Source organism: Polaribacter reichenbachii (genome assembly GCF_001975665.1).
GTDB lineage: Bacteria > Bacteroidota > Bacteroidia > Flavobacteriales > Flavobacteriaceae > Polaribacter > Polaribacter reichenbachii.
The window spans coordinates 3,186,887-3,207,982 of record NZ_CP019419.1 but is presented as its reverse complement, the minus strand read 5'-3'; the positions used below and the strand labels follow the sequence as shown (position 1 = coordinate 3,207,982).

At 28.2% G+C, this 21,096-nt stretch carries 18 protein-coding genes; 9 read left to right on the top strand and 9 right to left on the bottom strand.

What is annotated here, in order from left to right:
* Positions 1–18: 18 nt before the first annotated feature.
* The 3 genes from clpB to BW723_RS13645 all read left to right on the top strand — a co-directional run bounded on the left by clpB (position 19) and on the right by BW723_RS13645 (position 3,854).
* Positions 19–2,625, top strand: coding sequence for an ATP-dependent chaperone ClpB (gene clpB, locus BW723_RS13655; RefSeq protein WP_068359994.1), 2,607 nt, complete (start codon positions 19–21; stop codon positions 2,623–2,625).
* Between the two features lie 209 nt (positions 2,626–2,834).
* Positions 2,835–3,263 carry an Hsp20/alpha crystallin family protein gene (locus BW723_RS13650; protein WP_068359996.1) on the top strand — a complete coding sequence of 143 codons (429 nt, stop codon included), beginning with the start codon at positions 2,835–2,837 and terminating at the stop codon, positions 3,261–3,263.
* Positions 3,264–3,350: 87 nt separating this feature from the next.
* A complete protein-coding gene (locus tag BW723_RS13645; protein WP_068359998.1) occupies positions 3,351–3,854 on the top strand; it encodes a SixA phosphatase family protein in 504 nt (167 codons plus the stop codon).
* A 6-nt stretch (positions 3,855–3,860) separates the two neighbouring features.
* Here BW723_RS13645 and BW723_RS13640 read toward each other — a convergent pair whose 3' ends face one another.
* From BW723_RS13640 to BW723_RS13620, 5 genes are all read right to left on the bottom strand, one after another.
* Positions 3,861–4,457 carry an MCP four helix bundle domain-containing protein gene (locus BW723_RS13640; protein ID WP_068360000.1) on the bottom strand — a complete coding sequence of 199 codons (597 nt, stop codon included), beginning with the start codon at positions 4,455–4,457 and terminating at the stop codon, positions 3,861–3,863.
* A gap of 75 nt (positions 4,458–4,532) precedes the next feature.
* Positions 4,533–4,838 carry a hypothetical protein gene (locus BW723_RS13635; protein ID WP_068360002.1) on the bottom strand — a complete coding sequence of 102 codons (306 nt, stop codon included), beginning with the start codon at positions 4,836–4,838 and terminating at the stop codon, positions 4,533–4,535.
* Between the two features lie 122 nt (positions 4,839–4,960).
* The gene (locus tag BW723_RS13630) at positions 4,961–5,587 is read right to left on the bottom strand and encodes a response regulator transcription factor (protein ID WP_068360004.1); all 627 of its coding nucleotides are present in this window, start codon (positions 5,585–5,587) and stop codon (positions 4,961–4,963) included.
* 9 nt (positions 5,588–5,596) lie between these two features.
* Complete coding sequence (locus BW723_RS13625; protein WP_068360006.1) at positions 5,597–7,255, bottom strand: sensor histidine kinase; 1,659 nt, start codon at positions 7,253–7,255, stop codon at positions 5,597–5,599.
* Between the two features lie 20 nt (positions 7,256–7,275).
* On the bottom strand, positions 7,276–8,007 hold the full coding sequence (locus BW723_RS13620) for a DUF6503 family protein (protein ID WP_068360070.1): 732 nt from the start codon (positions 8,005–8,007) through the stop codon (positions 7,276–7,278).
* A 100-nt stretch (positions 8,008–8,107) separates the two neighbouring features.
* On the opposite strand from BW723_RS13620, the gene smpB reads away from it, so the two are divergent.
* From smpB to BW723_RS13600, 4 genes are all read left to right on the top strand, one after another.
* Entirely contained in the window at positions 8,108–8,569 is a 462-nt protein-coding gene (gene smpB / locus BW723_RS13615; RefSeq protein ID WP_175335406.1) for an SsrA-binding protein SmpB, read from the top strand.
* Complete coding sequence (locus tag BW723_RS13610) at positions 8,562–9,140, top strand: Maf-like protein (protein ID WP_068360011.1); 579 nt, start codon at positions 8,562–8,564, stop codon at positions 9,138–9,140. The genes smpB and BW723_RS13610 overlap by 8 nt, the downstream gene beginning before the upstream one ends.
* Before the next feature lie 140 nt (positions 9,141–9,280).
* Positions 9,281–10,231 carry a transketolase family protein gene (locus BW723_RS13605; RefSeq protein ID WP_068360013.1) on the top strand — a complete coding sequence of 317 codons (951 nt, stop codon included), beginning with the start codon at positions 9,281–9,283 and terminating at the stop codon, positions 10,229–10,231.
* Positions 10,232–10,283: 52 nt separating this feature from the next.
* Positions 10,284–10,883 carry a porin family protein gene (locus BW723_RS13600; RefSeq protein WP_068360015.1) on the top strand — a complete coding sequence of 200 codons (600 nt, stop codon included), beginning with the start codon at positions 10,284–10,286 and terminating at the stop codon, positions 10,881–10,883.
* A gap of 72 nt (positions 10,884–10,955) precedes the next feature.
* Here the strand turns inward: BW723_RS13600 and BW723_RS13595 are convergent, their stop codons facing one another.
* Entirely contained in the window at positions 10,956–15,020 is a 4,065-nt protein-coding gene (locus tag BW723_RS13595; RefSeq protein ID WP_068360017.1) for a T9SS type A sorting domain-containing protein, read from the bottom strand.
* Positions 15,021–15,148: 128 nt separating this feature from the next.
* Entirely contained in the window at positions 15,149–15,601 is a 453-nt protein-coding gene (gene bcp, locus BW723_RS13590) for a thioredoxin-dependent thiol peroxidase (protein WP_068360019.1), read from the bottom strand.
* Positions 15,602–15,690: 89 nt separating this feature from the next.
* On the opposite strand from bcp, the gene BW723_RS13585 reads away from it, so the two are divergent.
* Positions 15,691–16,353 carry an endonuclease III domain-containing protein gene (locus BW723_RS13585; protein ID WP_068360021.1) on the top strand — a complete coding sequence of 221 codons (663 nt, stop codon included), beginning with the start codon at positions 15,691–15,693 and terminating at the stop codon, positions 16,351–16,353.
* Positions 16,354–16,388: 35 nt separating this feature from the next.
* On the opposite strand, the gene BW723_RS13580 is transcribed toward BW723_RS13585, so the two are convergent.
* Positions 16,389–17,012, bottom strand: coding sequence for an SDR family oxidoreductase (locus BW723_RS13580; RefSeq protein ID WP_068360023.1), 624 nt, complete (start codon positions 17,010–17,012; stop codon positions 16,389–16,391).
* 316 nt (positions 17,013–17,328) lie between these two features.
* A complete protein-coding gene (locus tag BW723_RS13575; RefSeq protein ID WP_175335407.1) occupies positions 17,329–17,913 on the bottom strand; it encodes an RNA polymerase sigma factor in 585 nt (194 codons plus the stop codon).
* A gap of 220 nt (positions 17,914–18,133) precedes the next feature.
* Here BW723_RS13575 and uvrA point away from each other — a divergent pair, with 220 nt between their 5' ends.
* Positions 18,134–20,926, top strand: coding sequence for an excinuclease ABC subunit UvrA (gene uvrA / locus BW723_RS13570; RefSeq protein ID WP_068360027.1), 2,793 nt, complete (start codon positions 18,134–18,136; stop codon positions 20,924–20,926).
* Positions 20,927–21,096: the final 170 nt, after the last annotated feature.

The following is a 21,096-nucleotide window of genomic DNA, read 5'->3' as shown; positions in this document are numbered from 1 at the left end:
TTAAAAAAATTACAAAAAATGAACTTTAATAATTATACAACAAAATCGCAAGAAACCATACAAATGGCGCAGCAAATTGCGCAAAGTTTTGGTCATAATCAAATAGAAAATGAGCACATTTTTAAAGCCTTAACACAAGTTGATGAAAATGTATTGCCTTTTTTATTGAAGAAATTAAATATCAATATTGATGTAGTTACTCAAATTTTAGACAAACAATTAGAAAGTTTACCTAAAGTTTCTGGAGCAGAATTAATGCTTTCTAGAGAAGCTGGTAAAAGTTTAAACGAAGCATCAATCATCGCTAAAAATATGAAAGATGATTATGTTTCAATTGAACATTTAATCTTAGCAATTTTTAAATCGAAAAGTAATATTGCCCAAGTTTTAAAAGATCAGGGAGTTACAGAAAAGCACTTAAAAGCTGCTATTGATGAATTAAGAAAAGGAGAAAGAGTAACCTCTCAATCTCAAGAAGAAACTTACAATTCTTTAAACAAGTTTGCTAAAAACTTAAATCAATTAGCACAAGATGGCAAATTAGATCCTGTAATTGGTAGAGATGAAGAAATACGTAGATTGTTACAAATCTTATCACGTAGAACAAAAAACAATCCAATTTTGGTTGGAGAACCTGGTACAGGTAAAACAGCAATTGCAGAAGGTTTAGCTCATAGAATTGTTGATGGTGATGTACCTGAAAACCTAAAAGATAAATTAATTTTTTCTTTAGATATGGGTGCATTAATTGCTGGTGCAAAATACAAAGGTGAGTTTGAAGAGCGTTTAAAAGCAGTTATCAAAGAAGTTACCACTTCTGATGGTGATATTGTACTTTTTATTGATGAAATTCATACTCTTGTTGGTGCTGGAGGTGGACAAGGTGCAATGGATGCTGCAAACATTTTAAAACCTGCTTTGGCGCGTGGAGAATTGCGTGCAATTGGTGCAACTACTCTAGATGAATATCAAAAATATTTTGAAAAAGACAAAGCATTAGAAAGACGTTTTCAAAAGGTTATAGTTGATGAACCAGATACAGAAAGTGCCATTTCTATTCTTAGAGGAATTAAAGAAAAGTACGAAACTCACCATAAAGTTCGTATTAAAGATGAAGCTATTATTGGCGCTGTAGAATTGTCACAACGTTATATTACCAATCGTTTTTTACCAGATAAAGCCATCGATTTAATGGATGAAGCTGCATCAAAATTACGTATGGAAATCAATTCTAAACCAGAAGAATTAGATGTTTTAGATCGTAAAATAATGCAGTTGGAAATTGAAATTGAAGCGATTAAACGTGAAAAAGATGAAGTAAAACTAAAGTCTTTGCGTTCTGATTTAGCCAATTTAAAAGAAGAACGTAACGAAATTAACGCAAAATGGAAGTCTGAAAAAGAAGTTGTAGACAATATTCAGAATGCAAAAATGGATATTGAAAGCTTTAAGATTGAAGCTGAAAAAGCAGAACGTGAAGGAAATTATGGATTGGTTGCAGAGTTACGTTATGGGAAAATTAAAAAAGCACAAGAAGATTTAGAAGTTTTACAGAAAAATTTGCAAGAAAATCAGTCTGAAAAATCTTTAATTAAAGAAGAAGTTACTTTAGATGATATTGCTGAAGTTGTTGCAAAATGGACAGGAATTCCTGTTACTAAAATGATACAATCTGAACGTGAAAAATTATTGTTTTTAGAAAACCAATTGCACAAAAGAGTTGTAGGGCAAGAAGAAGCAATCGTTGCTGTTTCTGATGCTGTAAGACGTTCTAGAGCTGGTTTACAAAATCCTAATAAACCCATTGGTAGTTTCTTATTTTTAGGAACTACAGGTGTAGGAAAAACAGAATTAGCAAAAGCCTTAGCAGAATATTTATTTGATGATGAAAATGCTATGACTCGTATTGATATGAGTGAATATCAAGAACGTCATTCTGTAAGTAGACTAGTTGGTGCGCCTCCAGGATATGTGGGTTATGATGAAGGCGGACAATTAACAGAAGCTGTAAGAAGAAGACCTTATTCTGTAGTGCTTTTAGATGAAATTGAAAAAGCGCATCCAGATACTTTTAATATTCTATTACAAGTATTAGACGAAGGTAGATTAACAGATAACAAAGGACGTGTTGCAGATTTTAAAAACACAATTATTATTATGACTTCTAATATGGGAAGCCATATAATTCAAGAGAAATTTGCAGATCCAAAAGCAGATTTAGAAGCGGTAACAGAATTGGCAAAAATTGAAGTTTTAGGATTATTAAAACAATCTGTAAGACCTGAATTTTTAAACAGAATTGATGATGTAATTATGTTTACACCATTAAATCAGTCAGATATATTTGAAATTGTAAAACTACAAATAGAACATTTAAAGAAAATGATTGGTAAACAAGAAATAACTTTAGATGCTACTGATGAAGCAATTACTTATTTAGCTAAGAAAGGATATCAGCCAGAATTTGGTGCAAGACCTGTAAAAAGAGTGATTCAGAAAGAAGTTTTAAATCAGCTATCTAAAGAAATTTTATCAGGTAAAGTTACCACAGATAGTATTATTCTATTAGATGCTTTTGATGATGAGTTAGTATTTAGAAATCAATCTGATTTGGTTGTAAATTAATAATTAATTGAAGTATTTAAGGGGAGTTTGGAAAAAGCGTTGTTATAATAAACATCGCTTTTTTTTTACATAAAACACTAATGATTAACAAAGTAACTGTCAAAATGTATTTTTAAAAACTGAAAAAATGTCACTTTTATAAGATGGCATTTTTTTTGTTTTACAAAGATTGTTATAAAAATTAATGTTCAACTTAAAAATGTAAAATTATGTTATTAAAAAGTAAAGATTTTCCAGTTTTACCAAATGTGTTTAACGATTTTTTTAGAGATTGGTCTACATCAAATTTTTCTGACACAAACACAACATTACCAGCTGTAAACATTAAAGAAAATGAAAATGAATTTCTTGTGGATGTTGCAGTTCCTGGAATGGAAAAAGAAGATTTTAAAATTGATTTAGACAATGAAATTTTAACAATTTCATCAGAAAAAACCATCAATAATGATACTTCTGATGAAAATTATACTCGAAAAGAATATAGTTATTTGTCTTTTAAAAGAAGTTTTACACTACCAAAAGGTGTTGTAAATAGCGATGAAATTAGTGCTACTTACAAAAATGGTGAGTTAAAAATTACCATTCCTAAATTAGAAGAAGCAAAACCAAAACCTATAAAATTAATTGAAGTGTTGTAAAATGATTTAGTAAGGTTTCTATAAAAAGCGATGTTTAAAACATCGCTTTTTCTTTTTTAACTATATTCGTTCTTTAAACCAAACCTAATGAAAAATTATATTCTACTATTTGTATTTGCTTTTAGCTTTTTAAGTTCTTGTACTTCAGATAAAAAAACTTCTTATTATTTAATCCGTCATTCAGAAAAAGATAGATCTAATATGATGAATGCGAATCCGCATTTAAATTTTGAAGGCGAAAAAAGAGCTCAGAAATGGGCTGCATATTTTAAAGACATTAAATTTGATGCTGTCTATTCTACTAAATATTTTAGAACTGTAGAAACTGCAACACCTACTGCAAAAACAAAAGGATTAGAAATAAAATATTATAATCCCAGTAAAATGTTCGATTCTGTTTTTCAAGCAGAAACGCTAGGAAAAACTGTTTTAGTTGTTGGGCACAGTAACACAACTCCTCATTTAGCAAATAAAATTTTAGGTGAAGAAATTTATCAAGATATGGATGATAATGACAATGGAAGTCTATTTATTGTAACTGTAAAAGGCAATGAAAAAGAATCAAAAATTGAAAAAGTAGAAAATAATTAGTTTTAACTATTTAGGATTATTATACACTACTATAATTTGAACAATGATGGCTAAAAAAATTAAAAAATAAATTTCCATCTGTGTAAAAAGTTCAATGGTGGATAATGCTTTTTCACTTATAGCAACTTGCCTACTGCCTTCATTAACTTGAATTATAGACAGCTCTGTAAGGATATTATTTATTTTGTTTATTTCATTTAAATAATTGCTATTTGAGTTTTTTAAAAAATTTTCGTCAGTTTTATTTTCAATTACAATTAAATTTTTAATCTTGTTTTTTAAAGCAATAAAAAGTTTTTTTTCTTCTTTAGTTAAGTTAGTTTCTTCAAAACGAATTAAATAACTATCTAAGTTTTCATTTAAAATAGAGTTCTTACTTTTAAAATAAGATTCTTCTTTTAAAATATATGCAATGTTTTTTTCTGTAATTACTTTAGATACCTTAAAAATTAAATCTTTAGCAATTAGCCGATCCTCATAGATATTAGTTACGGTATTTTTTATTCTTGTAAAATTACTTTTATCAATTAAATTAGTAGTAATAATGAGTACAAAAATGATTAAAATACCTAAAATCCATTTTATTTTATTGTAGATAGACACTTGTTAAAATTTAATTTTTAAATAATTAAAATTAACCTCAAGTGCATTGATACTTGAGGTTAATTATACAAACAACTACTTATTTTTTTTCCAGATTTTATAGTTTTTATAAGCTGGTCCCATTAAATTTTTACGTTTAGATTTTACATTTAAAATTCTAAAAGACTTGGTATTACTATCATCTTTACTGGGTTTGTAATTTTTATAGGCAGGTCCTTGTAAACCTTTTTTAGCATTACTTACATATATAATAGTAGGTGCTGTATTATGCTTCCAATATTTATAATTTTTATAAGCAGGACCTTTAAAATCGCTCCTTTTCTGAGCATAAGTAACCGCAGAAATTAAAATAAAACCAAACGCTAAAACAATATTTCTCATGATATTTTAATTTTTATAGTTGAGTTAAACACTATTGAATAACTTTTATAAAATTAAACATGAAAACCCCTTTAACGAGGTATAAGAAAATTGGTAATTTAATATCCGTATTTATACGGATACTAAATTATATTTTTCTCTGTAGCTTTTTTAATTAAAGCAGCTGTATTTTTAACTTCTAACTTTTTTAGAATGTTAGCTCTATGCGTTTCAATTGTTCTTGAACTCACAAACAATTGAGAGGCTATTTCTTTAGTTGTAAAGCCTTTAGATATTAATTCTAAAACTTGATTTTCTTTGTTTGATAATTGATTAGCACTTACTTTATTTTCTGACATAAAGTTTACCATTTTTTCTGATATTTCTACACTAAAATACTTTTTACCTTTAGCTACTGTTCTAATGCTCATTAAAAGTTCGTCTTCATCAGCATTTTTAATTAAATAGCCATATGCACCTCCCTTTGCACATTTGGCAATGTAATTCCCCTCATTATGCATAGAAATAATAATAGGTTTTGCGTTAGTTGATAAATTTTTAATTTTATTTAAAACTTGAAAACCATCTAAATTTGGCATAGAAATATCTAATAAAACAACATCAATATCTTCTTTTTTCTCTAAACAATTCAAAAGTTCTTGTCCATCAGAAAAAGTATTGACTACATTAATATCTTTATGCTTTTTTAGTAATTCTGTTAGCCCAAATCTAAATAAATCGTGATCGTCTGTAATAATTAAATTTATCATTTATGTCTATTAAATTGGTATTTCAATTTCAAATATTGTGGTACCATTTTCTGTATTTAAATCTAAGGTACCATTAAATATTTCTACTCTTTCTCTAATATTGTTAATTCCAGAACCTAAGTTTATTTTTTCTAGATTAAAACCACCACCATCATCAAAATAAAATAAAGAAATAAAATTTTCGAACTCAGATAAAGTAATTTTAATTTGGTTTGCTTTTGAGTGTTTTATGGTGTTATTAATAAGTTCTTGAACAATTCTAAATAAATTAATAGCCAATTCATTAGAAATATTTCCTTTAGAAGCATCATCAAATTCTATTTTAATAGCTACAGATTGCTGTATGGTTTCTACATAATTTTTTAAAGTTGGTCCTATACCAAAATCTTCTAAAGTAGAGGGCATTAATGCATTTGTCATAGACCTAACTTCTGCAATAGTTGTGTCTATCATACTTTTTATTTCTTTTTTATGACTTTCTTTTTCAATATTATTCTGAATATAAAATTTTAAAGTAGTTAAAAATGGTCCTATACCATCGTGTAATTCTCTTGCTAATTTTTTTCTTTCATCTTCTAATCTAACTACTAAAAGCCTTTTGTTATTTAAGATTAATTGCTGTTCTTTATTTCGAAAATCAATTAATTTTTCACGCATTTTTAAAAGCGTTTTTCCTAATAAATCGTCTGTACTTTTAGGACTATAATCTGATGTTAAATTCATATTACCCACTTCTACAGAGAAATCTACAGCTCCAGAAAGTGCTGTTTTTAAACTTGTTAAAGCTTCAAACATTTCATTAATTTCTTTTGGCTTAGCCAATAAAGATTTTGATGATTCTAAATTTACTTCAAAATTTTGATTATAATTTCCTTTAGCCATAATCATTAACCTTTTTTTCATTTCAATAATAGGTTGTGTTATGATTTTGGTTAAAAAAAGAGATAAGAAAACAGAAACAACAATGATACAAATGGTAATAAAAATTAATTTTTTACGCATTGCTATTAAAGGTTTAGATACTTCATCAACATCAATTTCAGATAAAATAACCCAATTTAAATTTCCAATATTTATGGGTTGATAAGCACTATACACACTTATATTTCTATAATCTAAAAATATACCTGAATTAAAATTACCTTTAATACCTTTTAAAACTCCTTTGGTTTTTGCTTTTATGTGATAAGGTATTTTCTTCGGATAAAAACGAGATTGAGAACGCAATCTAAAATCATCTGCAACCAAATAAGATTCTCCACTTACCCCCATTCCTGTTCTTTCTAATAAAATGTTTTTAACTTTATTATAATCTAAAAGATGAATTTTTCGAACGCCATCAATAAAATTAATAAATACAATTGATGTTTCTTTGGTTGGGTTTAAATGAGTAACATCATATATTCCTTTTTTATCGAATTTGGTTGCCGGTAAAATAAAACTTGGTGAATTGTATTGCGCTGTTTTTGCTGTATTAATTTTTTGCCATTCAGAATTTATTAGTTTTTGTAACTGAATGTGTTTTAATGTTTTGATGGAATTTAATTGCAATAAAACTCGATTGTCTAAAACTTTAGAGAATTCTTTATAAAAAGTAACTGATAAAAATAAAACAACACATATATTTAATGTATTTATAATTATAATTATCCATCTTTTTATATTCATAACTAAATTTAAAACAGTTCTTATTCCTCTATAAGCTTAACCTCAATATCTTTTAATACAATTTCTGAAACCTTCTTTAATTCGTTGTTTTCAAAAGCTTTATCAATATCAACCAAAGCAATATTTTTAGCTAAAGGTTTGTAATTATGGTAATCTACAAAACGAACTCCGTTTTTAGTACATTGTTCTTTTAACACTCTAAAACGCTTTCCTCCTCCATTTGTATGGTAAGAATACGCTAAATAATCTACCAAAAAATCATCTTTACCAATCCAATAAATAAACACATCTTCAAAGTCTTCTCCTCCTCCATCTTCAGAAAAAGTAATTTCAATTTTATAATAGTCTTTGTTTTTTATGGTTGATGATGCTAGCAACTTTTTATGAACAGCTTTATCATTTAAACCAAAGGGCAAAACCGAAAAATAATGCACAGAATTTACTGCATTGCTTTGTACATTAATTGTTGCAGAGTCGATTTCTGCAATATTACCATCTATAGTTCTTGTAAAACCATAATTAGTTAATTTATCTGTAATCGAATCAAATGTTCTCGATAAACTAAATTTCCCATTATTTCTGATGGCTTTGTATTCTTTGTCTCTAAAAGTGAAATTAATTTCAGAATTAACCACCAAATCGGCACCTGAGTATAAAATGGTTTTATCAATAATTTCTTGAGCTGTTAATTTTTTTTCTGTTGGCTTACAAGAAACTGCAATCACTAAAATAAAAAGAACAAAATATTTCATAAATTTTTGTTTGATTTGAGTTAAAATTGACATCAAAATTACATTTCTTTCACCAAACTAAAAATGTATCTTTGTATAAATTTAAAATCCGCCTTACATAGTGCAGAAAAAAATAAACATACAGAATAAAAAAGCGCGTTTCGAATTCGAAATTCTTGACAAATATGTAGCTGGAATTCAATTAACAGGTACAGAAATAAAATCGATAAGATTAAGTCAGGCAAGAATTACAGAAAGCTTTTGCGAATTTAATGATCGTGGAGAATTGTTTATCATAAATATGTATATACAAGAATATATGTATGGGCATCATTTTAATCACAATCCTAAAAGTGAACGCAGATTGTTATTAAACAAACGCGAATTGCGTAGTTTAAAAAAAGATGTTGAAGCCAAAGGAAATACAATTGTACCTTTAAAATTATTTATTAATGATAAAGGTTTTGCTAAATTAGAAATTGCTTTAGCCAAAGGAAAACAAACGCACGATAAGCGAAACGTAATTAAAGACAGAGATAATAAACGAGATTTAGCAAGAATAAAGAAAGGCTTTAATGCTTAAAGAAAAATTAAAAAACTACCATATAATTTTGGCTTCTGGTTCACCAAGAAGGCAGCAATTCTTTAAAGATTTAGATATCGAATTTACAATTGATGTAAAAAAAGTAGATGAAATTTATCCTGATACTCTAAAAGGAACAGAAATTACTGATTATTTAGCTGATTTAAAAGCAAAAGCATTTACAAATTTATCCGAAAAAGATGTATTAATTACTTCTGATACCATTGTTTGGTTAAATAATGAAGCGCTTGGTAAACCTAAAGATGCTGCTGATGCTTTTACAATGCTTAGAAAATTATCTGGTAAAAAACACGAGGTTATTACATCAATAAGCATAAAAAACAGGCATTTTCAAAAGATTATAAATGATGTAACAACAGTTTCTTTTAAAGAACTTACTGATGAAGAAATCAATTATTACATTAAAAACTACAAACCATTTGATAAAGCTGGTGCTTATGGCATTCAAGAATGGATAGGTTTTATTGCTATTGATAAAATGGAAGGCAGTTATTTTAATGTAGTTGGCTTACCCATTCATAAACTTTATCAAGAATTTATGAAATTGTAAATTAATATCTCGTTTTACTGTTAGATTATTAATTTTCATTAAAAAATATTTTTAAAAGTCTTTATTCTAAAGTCTATTTTCTTCTCTAAAGAAAAATAAAAGTTTATTTTTACGCAAAATTTTACAACACAATTATTATAATGAAAAAATATACGTACACAGAAAAAAAAGATACACGTTCTGGTTTTGGTGATGGTTTAACAGAATTAGGTAGAACAAACCCAAACGTAGTTGCTTTATGTGCTGATTTAGTAGGTTCTTTAAAAATGGCAGACTTTATTAAAGAAAACCCAGAAAGGTTTTTTCAAATAGGTATTGCAGAAGCAAATATGATGGGTATTGCTGCAGGAATGACTATTGGAGGTAAAATTCCTTTTACGGGTACTTTTGCAAACTTTTCTACAGGTCGTGTGTACGATCAAATCCGTCAGTCTATTGCTTATTCAAATAAAAATGTAAAAATTTGTGCTTCGCATGCAGGTGTAACTTTAGGAGAAGATGGTGCAACACACCAAATTTTAGAAGATATTGGTTTAATGAAAATGTTACCAGGAATGACAGTTATTAATCCTTGTGATTATAACCAAACAAAAGCAGCAACTATTGCAATTGCAGATTTTGATGGGCCTGTTTATTTACGTTTTGGTAGACCAAAAGTGCCAATTTTTATGCCAGAAGGTGAATTTGTAATTGGTAAGGGAATTCAATTAACAGAAGGTACAGATGTAACTATTGTTGCTACTGGACATTTAGTTTGGGAATCTTTACAAGCTGCCGAAAAATTAGAAGCTGAAGGTATTTCTGCTGAAGTAATTAATATTCATACTATTAAACCTCTAGACGAAGAAATTATCTTAAAATCTGTTGCAAAAACAGGTTGTATAGTAACTGCAGAAGAGCATAATAAATTAGGAGGTTTAGGAGAAAGTGTTGCTAGAACTTTAGCGTTAAACACACCTACTCCACAAGAATTTGTGGCAACTGATGATACTTTTGGTGAGTCTGGAACTCCAGCTCAATTAATGGCTAAATACGGTTTAGATGCAGATGCTGTAATTAAAGCTGTTAAAAAAGTAATTTCTAGAAAATAATAACGTTTTTGTTTTTAAAAGCGTCTTTATATAAACTAAAAATTTTAAAATTATGAAAAAAGTAATCGTATTCATGTTATTGGCTTTCGGATTTAGCCAAACTTCTAACGCTCAAATTCAATTTGGTGTTAAAGGTGGTGTAAACTACAACTCAAACTCTATTAAAGAAACAAGCCAAGATGTTTTTAGCGGAGCTAAAAGTAAAACAGGTTACCATGCTGGTATTTGGTTACGTGGTAAATTACCTATTATTGGTCTTTATATTAGACCAGAATTGGTGTACACCAATTTAGAAAATGAAGTCTATTACACACAAGGAACAACAACTACAACTCACACTTTTCAAAAAATTGATATTCCTGTATTATTAGGAAAAAAGATTTTTGGAATTGGTAATGTTTTTATTGGCCCATCTTTTCAGTATATCTTAGATTCAGATTTTAGTTATAAAGATATTAACGATGTTGATGCTGATGGTTTTACTGTAGGTTTACAATTTGGTGGTGGCGTTGAATTTGGTAAATTAGGAATTGATGTACGTTGGGAAAGAGGTTTTTCTGATGTTGAATCTTCTTTTGCTGGTAATTTAGGTAATGTAGAATACGATACAAGAGTTAATCAAATTATAGTTGGATTATCGATTCAGTTATAACAGGTTAAAATTCATATTATAAAAAAAGAGGAAAACGCAATGTTTTCCTCTTTTTTTCTGCTTTATAATTACTTATTCTTTTATCAATTTGGTATTTATATAACCTTGGTCTGTATGTATTTTTACAAAGTAAATTCCTTTTGATAACTTATTAATATCAACTAAATTATTCTTTGTTTTAAGGATACTTTTACCAACCAAATTGTAAATCTCAATAGATTTTAAGTTTAACCCATTGCTTAACGAAACTTCTATATTTCTACTTGCTGGGTTTGGATAAACAGAGATATTTTCTTTTAAAAAGTTTTCTGTTGCTAAAACCGTTTTAGGACAATTGGTATTATAACTTGCTGTGCTGTCTTTTTTCCAGTTTGGATTTCCTTCTGCATCCATAATATTATCAACCTGAATACAACTTAAATCAGGATTACCTGTTGCATCCATAGTAATAATGCTAGTATTTGCACTGTTATTAAGATTTAAATAAGTTAACCTATTATTTGCAACAATAAGTTCTGTAATACTTGTAATTGCTGTAATGTCTATTTCTTCTATTAAATTATTAGCAACATTTAATTTTTTAATTCCGTTAGAACTTCTAGATAATGTTCTTTTTTCTCCTGTAACTCTAGAGCTAACCACAACTGTAGAACTAGTTAATAAACTGCTAATATCTGTAATACTATTTCCAGAAATATTTATACTAGCAGCGTTAGAGAATGCTTCTAAACCAGTTGCATCACTTATATCTTGTCCACTTAAATCTAAATCACCAGTAAATGCTTGTGCTTCTTCATAAGTAATTACTCCATCTCCATCATCATCTAAACCTGTAATTGAATTTAACGAACTTTCTAAATTGGTATCTTCTGTATATACCTCCCAAACTGCATTACAATCTGTGCTATAAGTAGCAGTTGCATCTTTATTTAACCAATTTTCATTAGCGTAAGTAACATTATCAACAGTAATACAAGTTAAATTTTCGTTGCCTGTAATATCTAAATTTGTGATTGCTGTATTGTTACCATTTCTTAAAACCGCTCTTTCTAAACGATTATTATTGATGGTTAAATTTTCTAAACTTGTGTTTTTATGAATATCTATATTTACAATTTTATTATCATTTGCCACCAATTCAATTAAAAATGGGTTTTTAGATATATCTATACTTGTAAATTCGTTTTCGTTCATTAACAATCTTGTTAATTTGCTGTTTTTAGAAATATCTAAAGAAGTTATTTTGGTTTTAAAAACATCTATTCTTTCTAGCAAAACATTTTTAGAAACATCTAATGTAGTAATGTCTGTTTCTCCCAAACGAATATCAAATAATTTTGTATTATTGGTAATATCTAAAGTTGTAACTTGGGTATCAGAAACATATAATCTTTGCAGTTTTAATAACATACTTACATCTATTGTACTGATAGCTGTTTTCCATAAATGGATTCTATTTAACTCTAAATTATTTGATAAATCTATTGCAGATAAATTAAAATTCCAGTCTAATTGTAATTCTTCTAAAATACTATTGGCTGATATATCTAAAGATGTTAACTCATTTACATTTAACCAAAGCTTCTTTAATTTAAGATTGTTGGTTACATCTATTGCACCAATCTTATTACTATAAGCATATAGATTTTCTAAATTTGTTAGCTTAGAAACATCTAAATTTAATAAATTATTGTTGCTTATATTAATAGTTTGCAATGCTGTATTGTTAGATAAATCTATACTTGTTAAACTATTATCATTTATACTTAACCACGTAAGTTTTGTGTTTTTTGATAAATCTACAGTTGTTAAATTATTATTATTTACATTTAAACCAGTAATATTTATAAAGGCTTCAATTCCTGTTAAATCAGATATATTTAAACTTTCTCCTTTATCAATATCTTGATGTATTGCTTCTGCTTCTGCTACTTGAATTTCACCATCTCCATTTGTATTTATAAAAGGGTCTGCCAATAAAGCTGCTTTCATATTAGCATCTGGTATATAAACAATTAGGTCATCACAGTTTGTTTTAAAATTGGTTTGTGCATCTTTCTGCGTCCAATTTGTTGTTGAATAAGCAACATCATCAACAGTTACACACGTTAAATTTGGATTATTTGAAGCGTCAAAGTAAGTTGAATTGCTATTATTACCATTTTTTACATTTAATGACGTTAATAAATTATCGTTACAACTAAATGAAAGTAGTTGACTATTGTTAGAAAGGTCTAAATCTGTTAATTGATTATTTGCTGTTCTAAAATCGCTTAAATCTGGTAAACTACTTACATTAATACTTTTTAATAGATTATTGTAAATATCAATTCTCACTAATTTTGTATTTGCTGATAGATCAATACTAGACAATTGGTTTCCTGAAGCAAATAACCAAGTTAACTCAGTATTATTTAATAAATTTATACTAGTTAACTGATTATCATGTACAAATAAGTCTTTAAGATTTAATAGCATAGAAACATCTACTGCTGTAATCTGATTTCGCATAATTCCAAAACGTTCTAAAGCTACATTATTAGAAACATCAATTGCTGTTAATTGATTATCATTTAAAAACAAATTAGTAAGTGCTCTATTCTGAGATAAATCTACAGAAGTAATTTCATTGTAAGCAGCCTCTATCGATACTAAATTAGACATTGCTTCAATTCCTGTTAAATTTGTTATTTTATCTATAGCTTCTACTGTTTTTGCTAATTTTAAACTATCAATTACTTGTGCTTCAGACAAAAGGATATTTCCATTTAACCCATTTGTATCCCAGCCTAAATCTATTAAAGCTTGTTCAAAATTGGTGTCTGGAATTGATACAGATGTTAAACTACAATCTGTATTATAATTCGCTACACTCTCTTTTAGCCAAGTTTGATTGGTTAGATTAGTGTTTGCAATGGTAATATCATCAACCTGAATACATTGTAAATCTGGATTATTAACTGCTTGAAATTCGGTTAAAATAGAATTTGCACCGTTCTTAACATTTAATGATAATAAATTATTTCCGTTTACGTGAATTGTTTCTAATTTAGGATTGTTAGAAAAATCAATTTCTCTTAAGCTTCCTGTTAAATTAGAACCATAGTACTTTACTAAAGCTGTGTTATTCGATAAATCAATAGCGTTTAAAGGATTATTCTCAATTAATAAGAATTCTAAGGATGTTAAATTACTTATATCTATAGCATTAGTACCTGTATTCCCTATTTCTAATGATATTAGTTTAGGATTTTTAGATAAATCTATAGCAGAAATATTTACATTGTTGCTTAATCTTAAATATTGTAGATTGGTTAATTTAGAAAAATCTAAACTTGTTAAATTTGTACCCCAAGACCAAATTGATGTTACACTAGAAATATCACCAAAATTAATATCTGTTAAGTTTGGATTATCAAAAGTTGTAACCCATTCAATTAGATTATTTTGACTTACATCTACATATGTAAGTTCATTATTATCAATAACTAATCTAACTAAATTAGGATTATTACTTACATCAATACTTGTTAATTGATTTCCAGAAAGATATAAATACTTTAATTCTGGATTGTTACTTACATCTATTGTAGTAAATTGATTGGTAGTTTCATTTCCAAAAGCATATAACCACCATAATTTAGCATTATTAGAAACATCAATATTTGTTAATTTTGTGTAATGAATAAATAACTCTTCTAAATCTGTTAACATACTAACATCTAGAGATGTAATATTGTTACCAAATACTCCTAAACGTTTTAAAGCTAAATTATTTGAAACATCAATACCTGTTAATCCATTATCATTTAAAAACAAATTAACAAGTGCAGTATTCTGAGATAAATCTACAGTAGTAATTTCATTATAACCAGCTTCTATAGACACTAAATTAGACATTGCTGCAATACCTGTTAAATTTTTAATCTTATCAGTAGCATCTGCTGTTTTTTCTATTTTAAGACTATCAATTGCTTGTGCTTCAGATAAAAGTATATTTCCATTTAATCCATTGGTATCCCAACCTAAATCGATTAAAGCTTGTTCAAAATTAGTGTCTGGAATTGGAACATTTTGAGCAATAAACTGATTACTCAGAAAAAAGAATGCAAAAATAAAAAGTAATTTAATTTTCATTATTTAATAGTTTTTAATTAAAAAATTAGTAAAATATTTAAATTTAACTCCAAATATTATCAATTTAACAATTAAAAACAATACCTAGTACTAGGTATTTTTCAATACAAAAAACTCAAATCTACCTCCTAATTCAATATTTGCTCTGCATGCGCTTTAGTTTTAACTTTGGTAATTACATCTTCAATTATCCCATTTTCATCAATAATAAAGGTAGTTCTATGAATACCATCATATTCTCTACCCATAAATTTCTTTGGTCCCCAAACATTAAAAGCTTCAATTACAGTTTTATCTTCGTCTGCTAATAACGGAAAAGGTAATTCATTTTTATTGATAAAATTTTGTTGTCTTTTTGCTGAATCTGCACTTACGCCTAAAACGTCATAACCCTTAGCTAAAAAAGTTTGATAATTGTCTCTTAAATCACAAGCTTCGTTAGTACAACCAGGCGTACTTGCCTTTGGATAAAAGAATAACACTAGTTTTTTACCTGAATAATCAGATAATTTAATGGTATTCCCGGCATTATCTTTTGCTTCAAATTGTGGAGCCTTATCCCCTATTTTTAATGATGTCATATATTCAATTTAATATTTAAAATTCAAAGTTTAAAATTACGAATAAGTTAGCTAACTTTGAATGTTAAATTTTGAACTTAAAATTAATAATGACCAAACAAGAAAAAGTTAAATTTGTAATTGATAAACTTCAAGAATTTTATCCAGAAATACCAATTCCTTTAGATCATAAAGATCCTTATACACTTTTGGTAGCTGTTTTGTTATCTGCACAATGTACAGATGTTAGAGTAAATAAAATTACACCTTTATTATTCGCTAAAGCTGATAATCCTTTTGAGATGGTTAAACTATCTGTGGATGAAATTAAAGAAATCATTCGTCCTTGTGGATTATCGCCAATGAAATCGAAAGGAATTTATGGTTTATCAAAAATATTAATTGAAAAATATAATGGCGAAGTTCCTGAATCTTTTGAAGGTTTAGAAGAATTACCTTCTGTAGGTCATAAAACTGCAAGTGTGGTAATGAGTCAGGCGTTTGGAGTACCTGCTTTTCCTGTAGATACTCACATTCATCGATTGCTATACAGATGGAATTTAACCAATGGAAAAAACGTAAATCAAACTGAAAAGGATGCAAAACGTTTGTTTCCTAGAGAATTATGGAACGATTTGCATTTACAAATTATTTGGTATGGTCGTGAATACTCACCTGCACGTGGTTGGGACTTAGAAAAAGATATTATAACTAAAACTATTGGTAGAAAATCGGTTTTAGATGATTACTATAAAACAAAAAAAACACCTTAAAAGGTGTTTTTTTATCTTAAAAAGAGTTCTTAATTTTAATGAGGAATTGCTTTACCAATTAAAGTGTCTCCTTTAATAATCTCAAAAGTATCATCTACTTCTGCACTATCATGTAAAACCCTTACTAAAGTTTGTGCCACATCATCTCTACTAATTTCTCCTTGTTTATTTAATTTGTGTTTTAATTCAATTTTTCCAGAACCTTTATCATCAGTTAATGTTCCTGGTCTAACAATTGAATAGGTTAAATTACTTTTCTTTAAAAACTCGTCTGCATTGTGTTTGGCCTCTAAATACTCTTGTAAATCTTCGGCACCTTTTGGGTTATCTGCCCCCATAGAACTCAACATCACAAACTTTTTTATATGCTCTTTTTCGGCTGCTGCAATTAATTTTTTAGCACCATTTTCATCTACTTCTTTTACTTTTTTTCCTCCAGAACCTGCTGCAAAAATAACTTTATCAATATCTTTTACGGTATGTGCAACGTCTTCTTCTAAATCTGCTAAAACAGTTTGTATATTTCGCTGTATAAATTGCTTTTGTTGTTCTTCTTTACGCACCATTGCTACTGGTGTAAAATATTGTGATGTTGCTAATAAATTTACTATTTTTTTTCCTGTGGTACCATTGGCACCTGCTACTAATATATTTTCCATACCACAAATTTCGTTGAAAACAGAAGTACATTTTTGCTTATACAATGTAAATTTTAATGGATATACAATTTAAACATAAAAAAAGCCTCAACATCAGTTGAAGCTTTTTCCACTCTTAATTCAAATTCAATTCAATGAAGCCTTTTGATTTGGTTTTTACAATAGTTAGCGATTTGGAAAAATCAATCAAAAATTGAACTGTTTCTTGTTTGGGTTGCATCTGAATTTCAGATGGCTTTCTTGAGTAAAGTTGCATCATATATACTATTTAATAACTTGGTTATAAATAAGTAACGACACAAATTTCTCTTTATTGTTAGTTTACTAAAATAATTTTATTTTTTTCTATTAATTTACGCATATTTATAAGTGCATAACGCATTCTACCTAGAGCTGTATTAATGCTAACACCAGTGTTTTCACTTATTTCTTTAAAACTCATATCTTTATACATACGCATTACCAAAACATCTTTTTGTTCGTCTGGCAGCTCATTTACGAGTTCTCTAACATCGGCAAAAATCTGTTCTTGTATAATTTGTTTTTCTGCATTTAGATTACCATCACTTAAAACAGAAAAAATATCAAATTCATCTGTAGTACTAAAAGCAGGAATTCTATTCGACTTTCTAAAATAATCGATCACCAAATTATGAGCAATACGCATCACCCAAGGTAAAAACTTACCTTCTTCGTTATAATTACCTTTTTTTAATGTTCTAATTACTTTTATAAAAGTATCTTGAAAAATATCTTCTGTAATGTCTTTATCTTTAACCTTACTATAAATAAAGCTAAAAAGCCTTTGTTGATGTCTTTTGATTAAAACACCTAAAGCTGATTCATTTCCTCTAATATAATCACTTACTAAAGTACTATCTGAAATTGTTTTTTTTTGCATCATAACTACTTTTTTTGAGGAACAAGTTGTTCTTCAATTTTATTATTCTAACTAATAATTTAAAAGTAGTTTTTAACTATATGCGTCTAATTTTGTGAATATTAAGTCTTCAAATATAACTTTAATTTTTAATCCAACAAACTTTTTAACAAATTTGGCATTCATCTTTTTTTAAAGTCCTTGAAAATAGTGGTATTTTTATCCCTTATATTTATATTGAATGAATACTGATATTTCTACTGTAAACCCGAAAGAAAACATCATCATAAAAGGAGCTAAACTCCATAATTTAAAAAATATTGATGTTGTTATACCCAGAAATAAACTCGTTGTAATTACAGGTTTATCTGGTTCTGGTAAATCTTCATTGGCTTTTGATACATTGTATGCAGAAGGCCAAAGACGTTATGTAGAAAGTTTATCTTCTTACGCACGTCAATTTTTAGGCAAACTGCACAAACCAAAAGTCGATTATATTAAAGGTATTGCACCAGCAATTGCTATTGAGCAAAAAGTTAATTCTACAAATCCACGCTCTACAGTAGGTACATCCACAGAAATTTACGATTATATAAAATTATTATATGCCAGGATTGGTAAAACCTACTCTCCTATTTCTGGTAAAGAAGTAAAAAAAGATTCAGTTTCTGATGTAGTAAATTTTGTAAAAGAGTTTGAAGATAGAACAAAATTATTATTGTTAGCACCTATTGCTATTGATGAAAACCGCGATTTAAAAACTGTTTTACAAGTTTTAGAACAACAAGGTTATGCGCGTTTAAAATGGAATAATACTGTTTATAGAATATCAGATTTTCCTCAAGAGGATTATAAAAATGAAGCTTTATTTTTAGTAGTTGATAGAATTGTAACTAAAAATGATGAAGATTTTTACAACAGATTAGCCGATGCTATACAAACTGCTTTCTTTGAAGGTAAAGGAATATGTTTTATTGAAAGTTTAGCAGATAACAAGGTTGCGGAATTTAGTAATAAATTCGATTTAGACGGAATGTCTTTTTTAGAACCAAATACGCATTTATTTAGTTTTAACAATCCTTATGGAGCTTGTCCAACTTGCGAAGGTTATGGAAATGTAATTGGTATAGATGAAGATTTAGTAATACCAAATACTGGTTTATCTATTTTTGATGATGCCATTTTTCCTTTTAGAACTCCTTCTTACATTCATTATAAAGAAGAGTTAATTTCGGTAGCTTATCAATTTGATATTCCTATTCATAAACCTTGGTTTGAGTTATCAGAAGAACAAAAAGAATTAGTTTGGAATGGTAACAAATCTTTTAACGGAATTCATCATTTCTTTTCGGTTTTAGAAGAAAAAAGCTATAAAATTCAGAATAGAGTCATGTTATCACGTTATCGTGGTAAAACCAAGTGTACAACGTGTAATGGTAAGCGTTTACGAAAAGAAGCCAACTATGTAAAAATCAATGAAAAAACCATTTCAGATTTAGTTTCTTTACCATTAGATGAATTGGCTCTGTTTTTCAAAAACTTAAAACTAGATAAATATCAAGAAAAAATAGGAAAACGATTGTTAACAGAAATCAATAATCGATTACAGTTTTTAACAGATGTTGGCCTCTCCTATTTAACCATCAATAGAACTTCGAACACACTTTCTGGTGGAGAAAGTCAGCGTATCAATTTAGCAACTTCTTTAGGTAGTTCGTTAGTGGGTTCTATGTATATTTTAGATGAACCCAGTATTGGTTTACATCCAAAAGACACAGAAAGATTAATTGGTGTTTTAAAAAACTTACGCGATTTAGGTAATACAGTAGTTGTGGTAGAACACGATGAAGATATCATGAAAGAAGCCGATTATATTATAGATATTGGCCCAGAAGCAGGTACTTTTGGTGGTAATGTGGTTGCAGAAGGTACATTTGCAACAATTCTAAAATCAGAATCGTTAACGGCTAAATACTTGAATGAAGAGTTAAAAATTGAGGTTCCTAAAAAACGAAGAACATCAAAAAATAATATTCAGGTAATTGGTGCTAGAGAGCATAATTTACAAAATATAGATGTTAATTTTCCTTTGAATTCTTTGACGGTTATTACAGGAGTTTCTGGTTCAGGTAAAAGTACTTTGGTTAAGAAAATATTATATCCATCCATACAGAAACAAATTTCTGGTTATGGAGAGAAAATTGGACAATATACTGAAATTAAAGGAAGTTTTGATATTTTAAAACACGTAGAATTTATAGATCAAAATCCGATTGGGCGTTCTTCGCGTTCAAATCCTGTAACTTACATTAAGGCTTACGATGATATTAGAGCGTTGTTTTCAAATCAAAAATTATCAAATATCAGAAATTATAAACCCAAACATTTTTCTTTTAATGTAGAAGGCGGACGTTGTGAAGTTTGTAAAGGTGAAGGTGAAGTTACTATTGAAATGCAATTTATGGCAGATGTGCATTTAGAATGCGATGTTTGTAATGGAAAAAGATTTAAAAAAGAGGTTTTAGAAGTAAAATTCGAAAATAAATCGATAGACGATATTTTAAACTTAACCATAGATGATGCAGTTGCCTTTTTCTCAGAAAATTTAGTACCTAAAATTGCCAGTAAATTAAAACCTTTGCAAGATGTTGGTTTGGGTTATGTTACTCTAGGCCAGTCTTCTTCTACACTTTCTGGTGGTGAAGCACAGCGAATTAAATTGGCTTCCTTTTTAGTAAAGGGTAACACAAAAGACAAAGCTTTATTCATTTTTGATGAACCCACAACAGGTTTACATTTTCACGATATTAAAAAATTATTAGCATCTTTTAATGCTTTAATTGAACGTGGTCATTCTGTGGTGGTTATTGAGCACAACATAGAACTAATTAAATGTGCAGATTATATTATTGATTTAGGTTTAGAAGGTGGTAAAAATGGCGGAAACCTTATTTTTCAAGGAACTCCAGAAGATTTAGCTAAAAACAAATCCTCTTATACTGCTCCATATTTGGCAGAAAAGTTGAGTTTTTAGAAGCTATTTCCAGCTTTACACTATATCTTTTTTCTGAAAAAGAAAAAAGGATGTCGTTTCAATCTGGGCTAGACTTGTTTGAAAATTAGTTGATATTATTGTTATAATTTCATTTTTTAACGAAAAGCCGTGAAGTATAGAAAACTCGCATAAAAAGACCCCACAGGTTT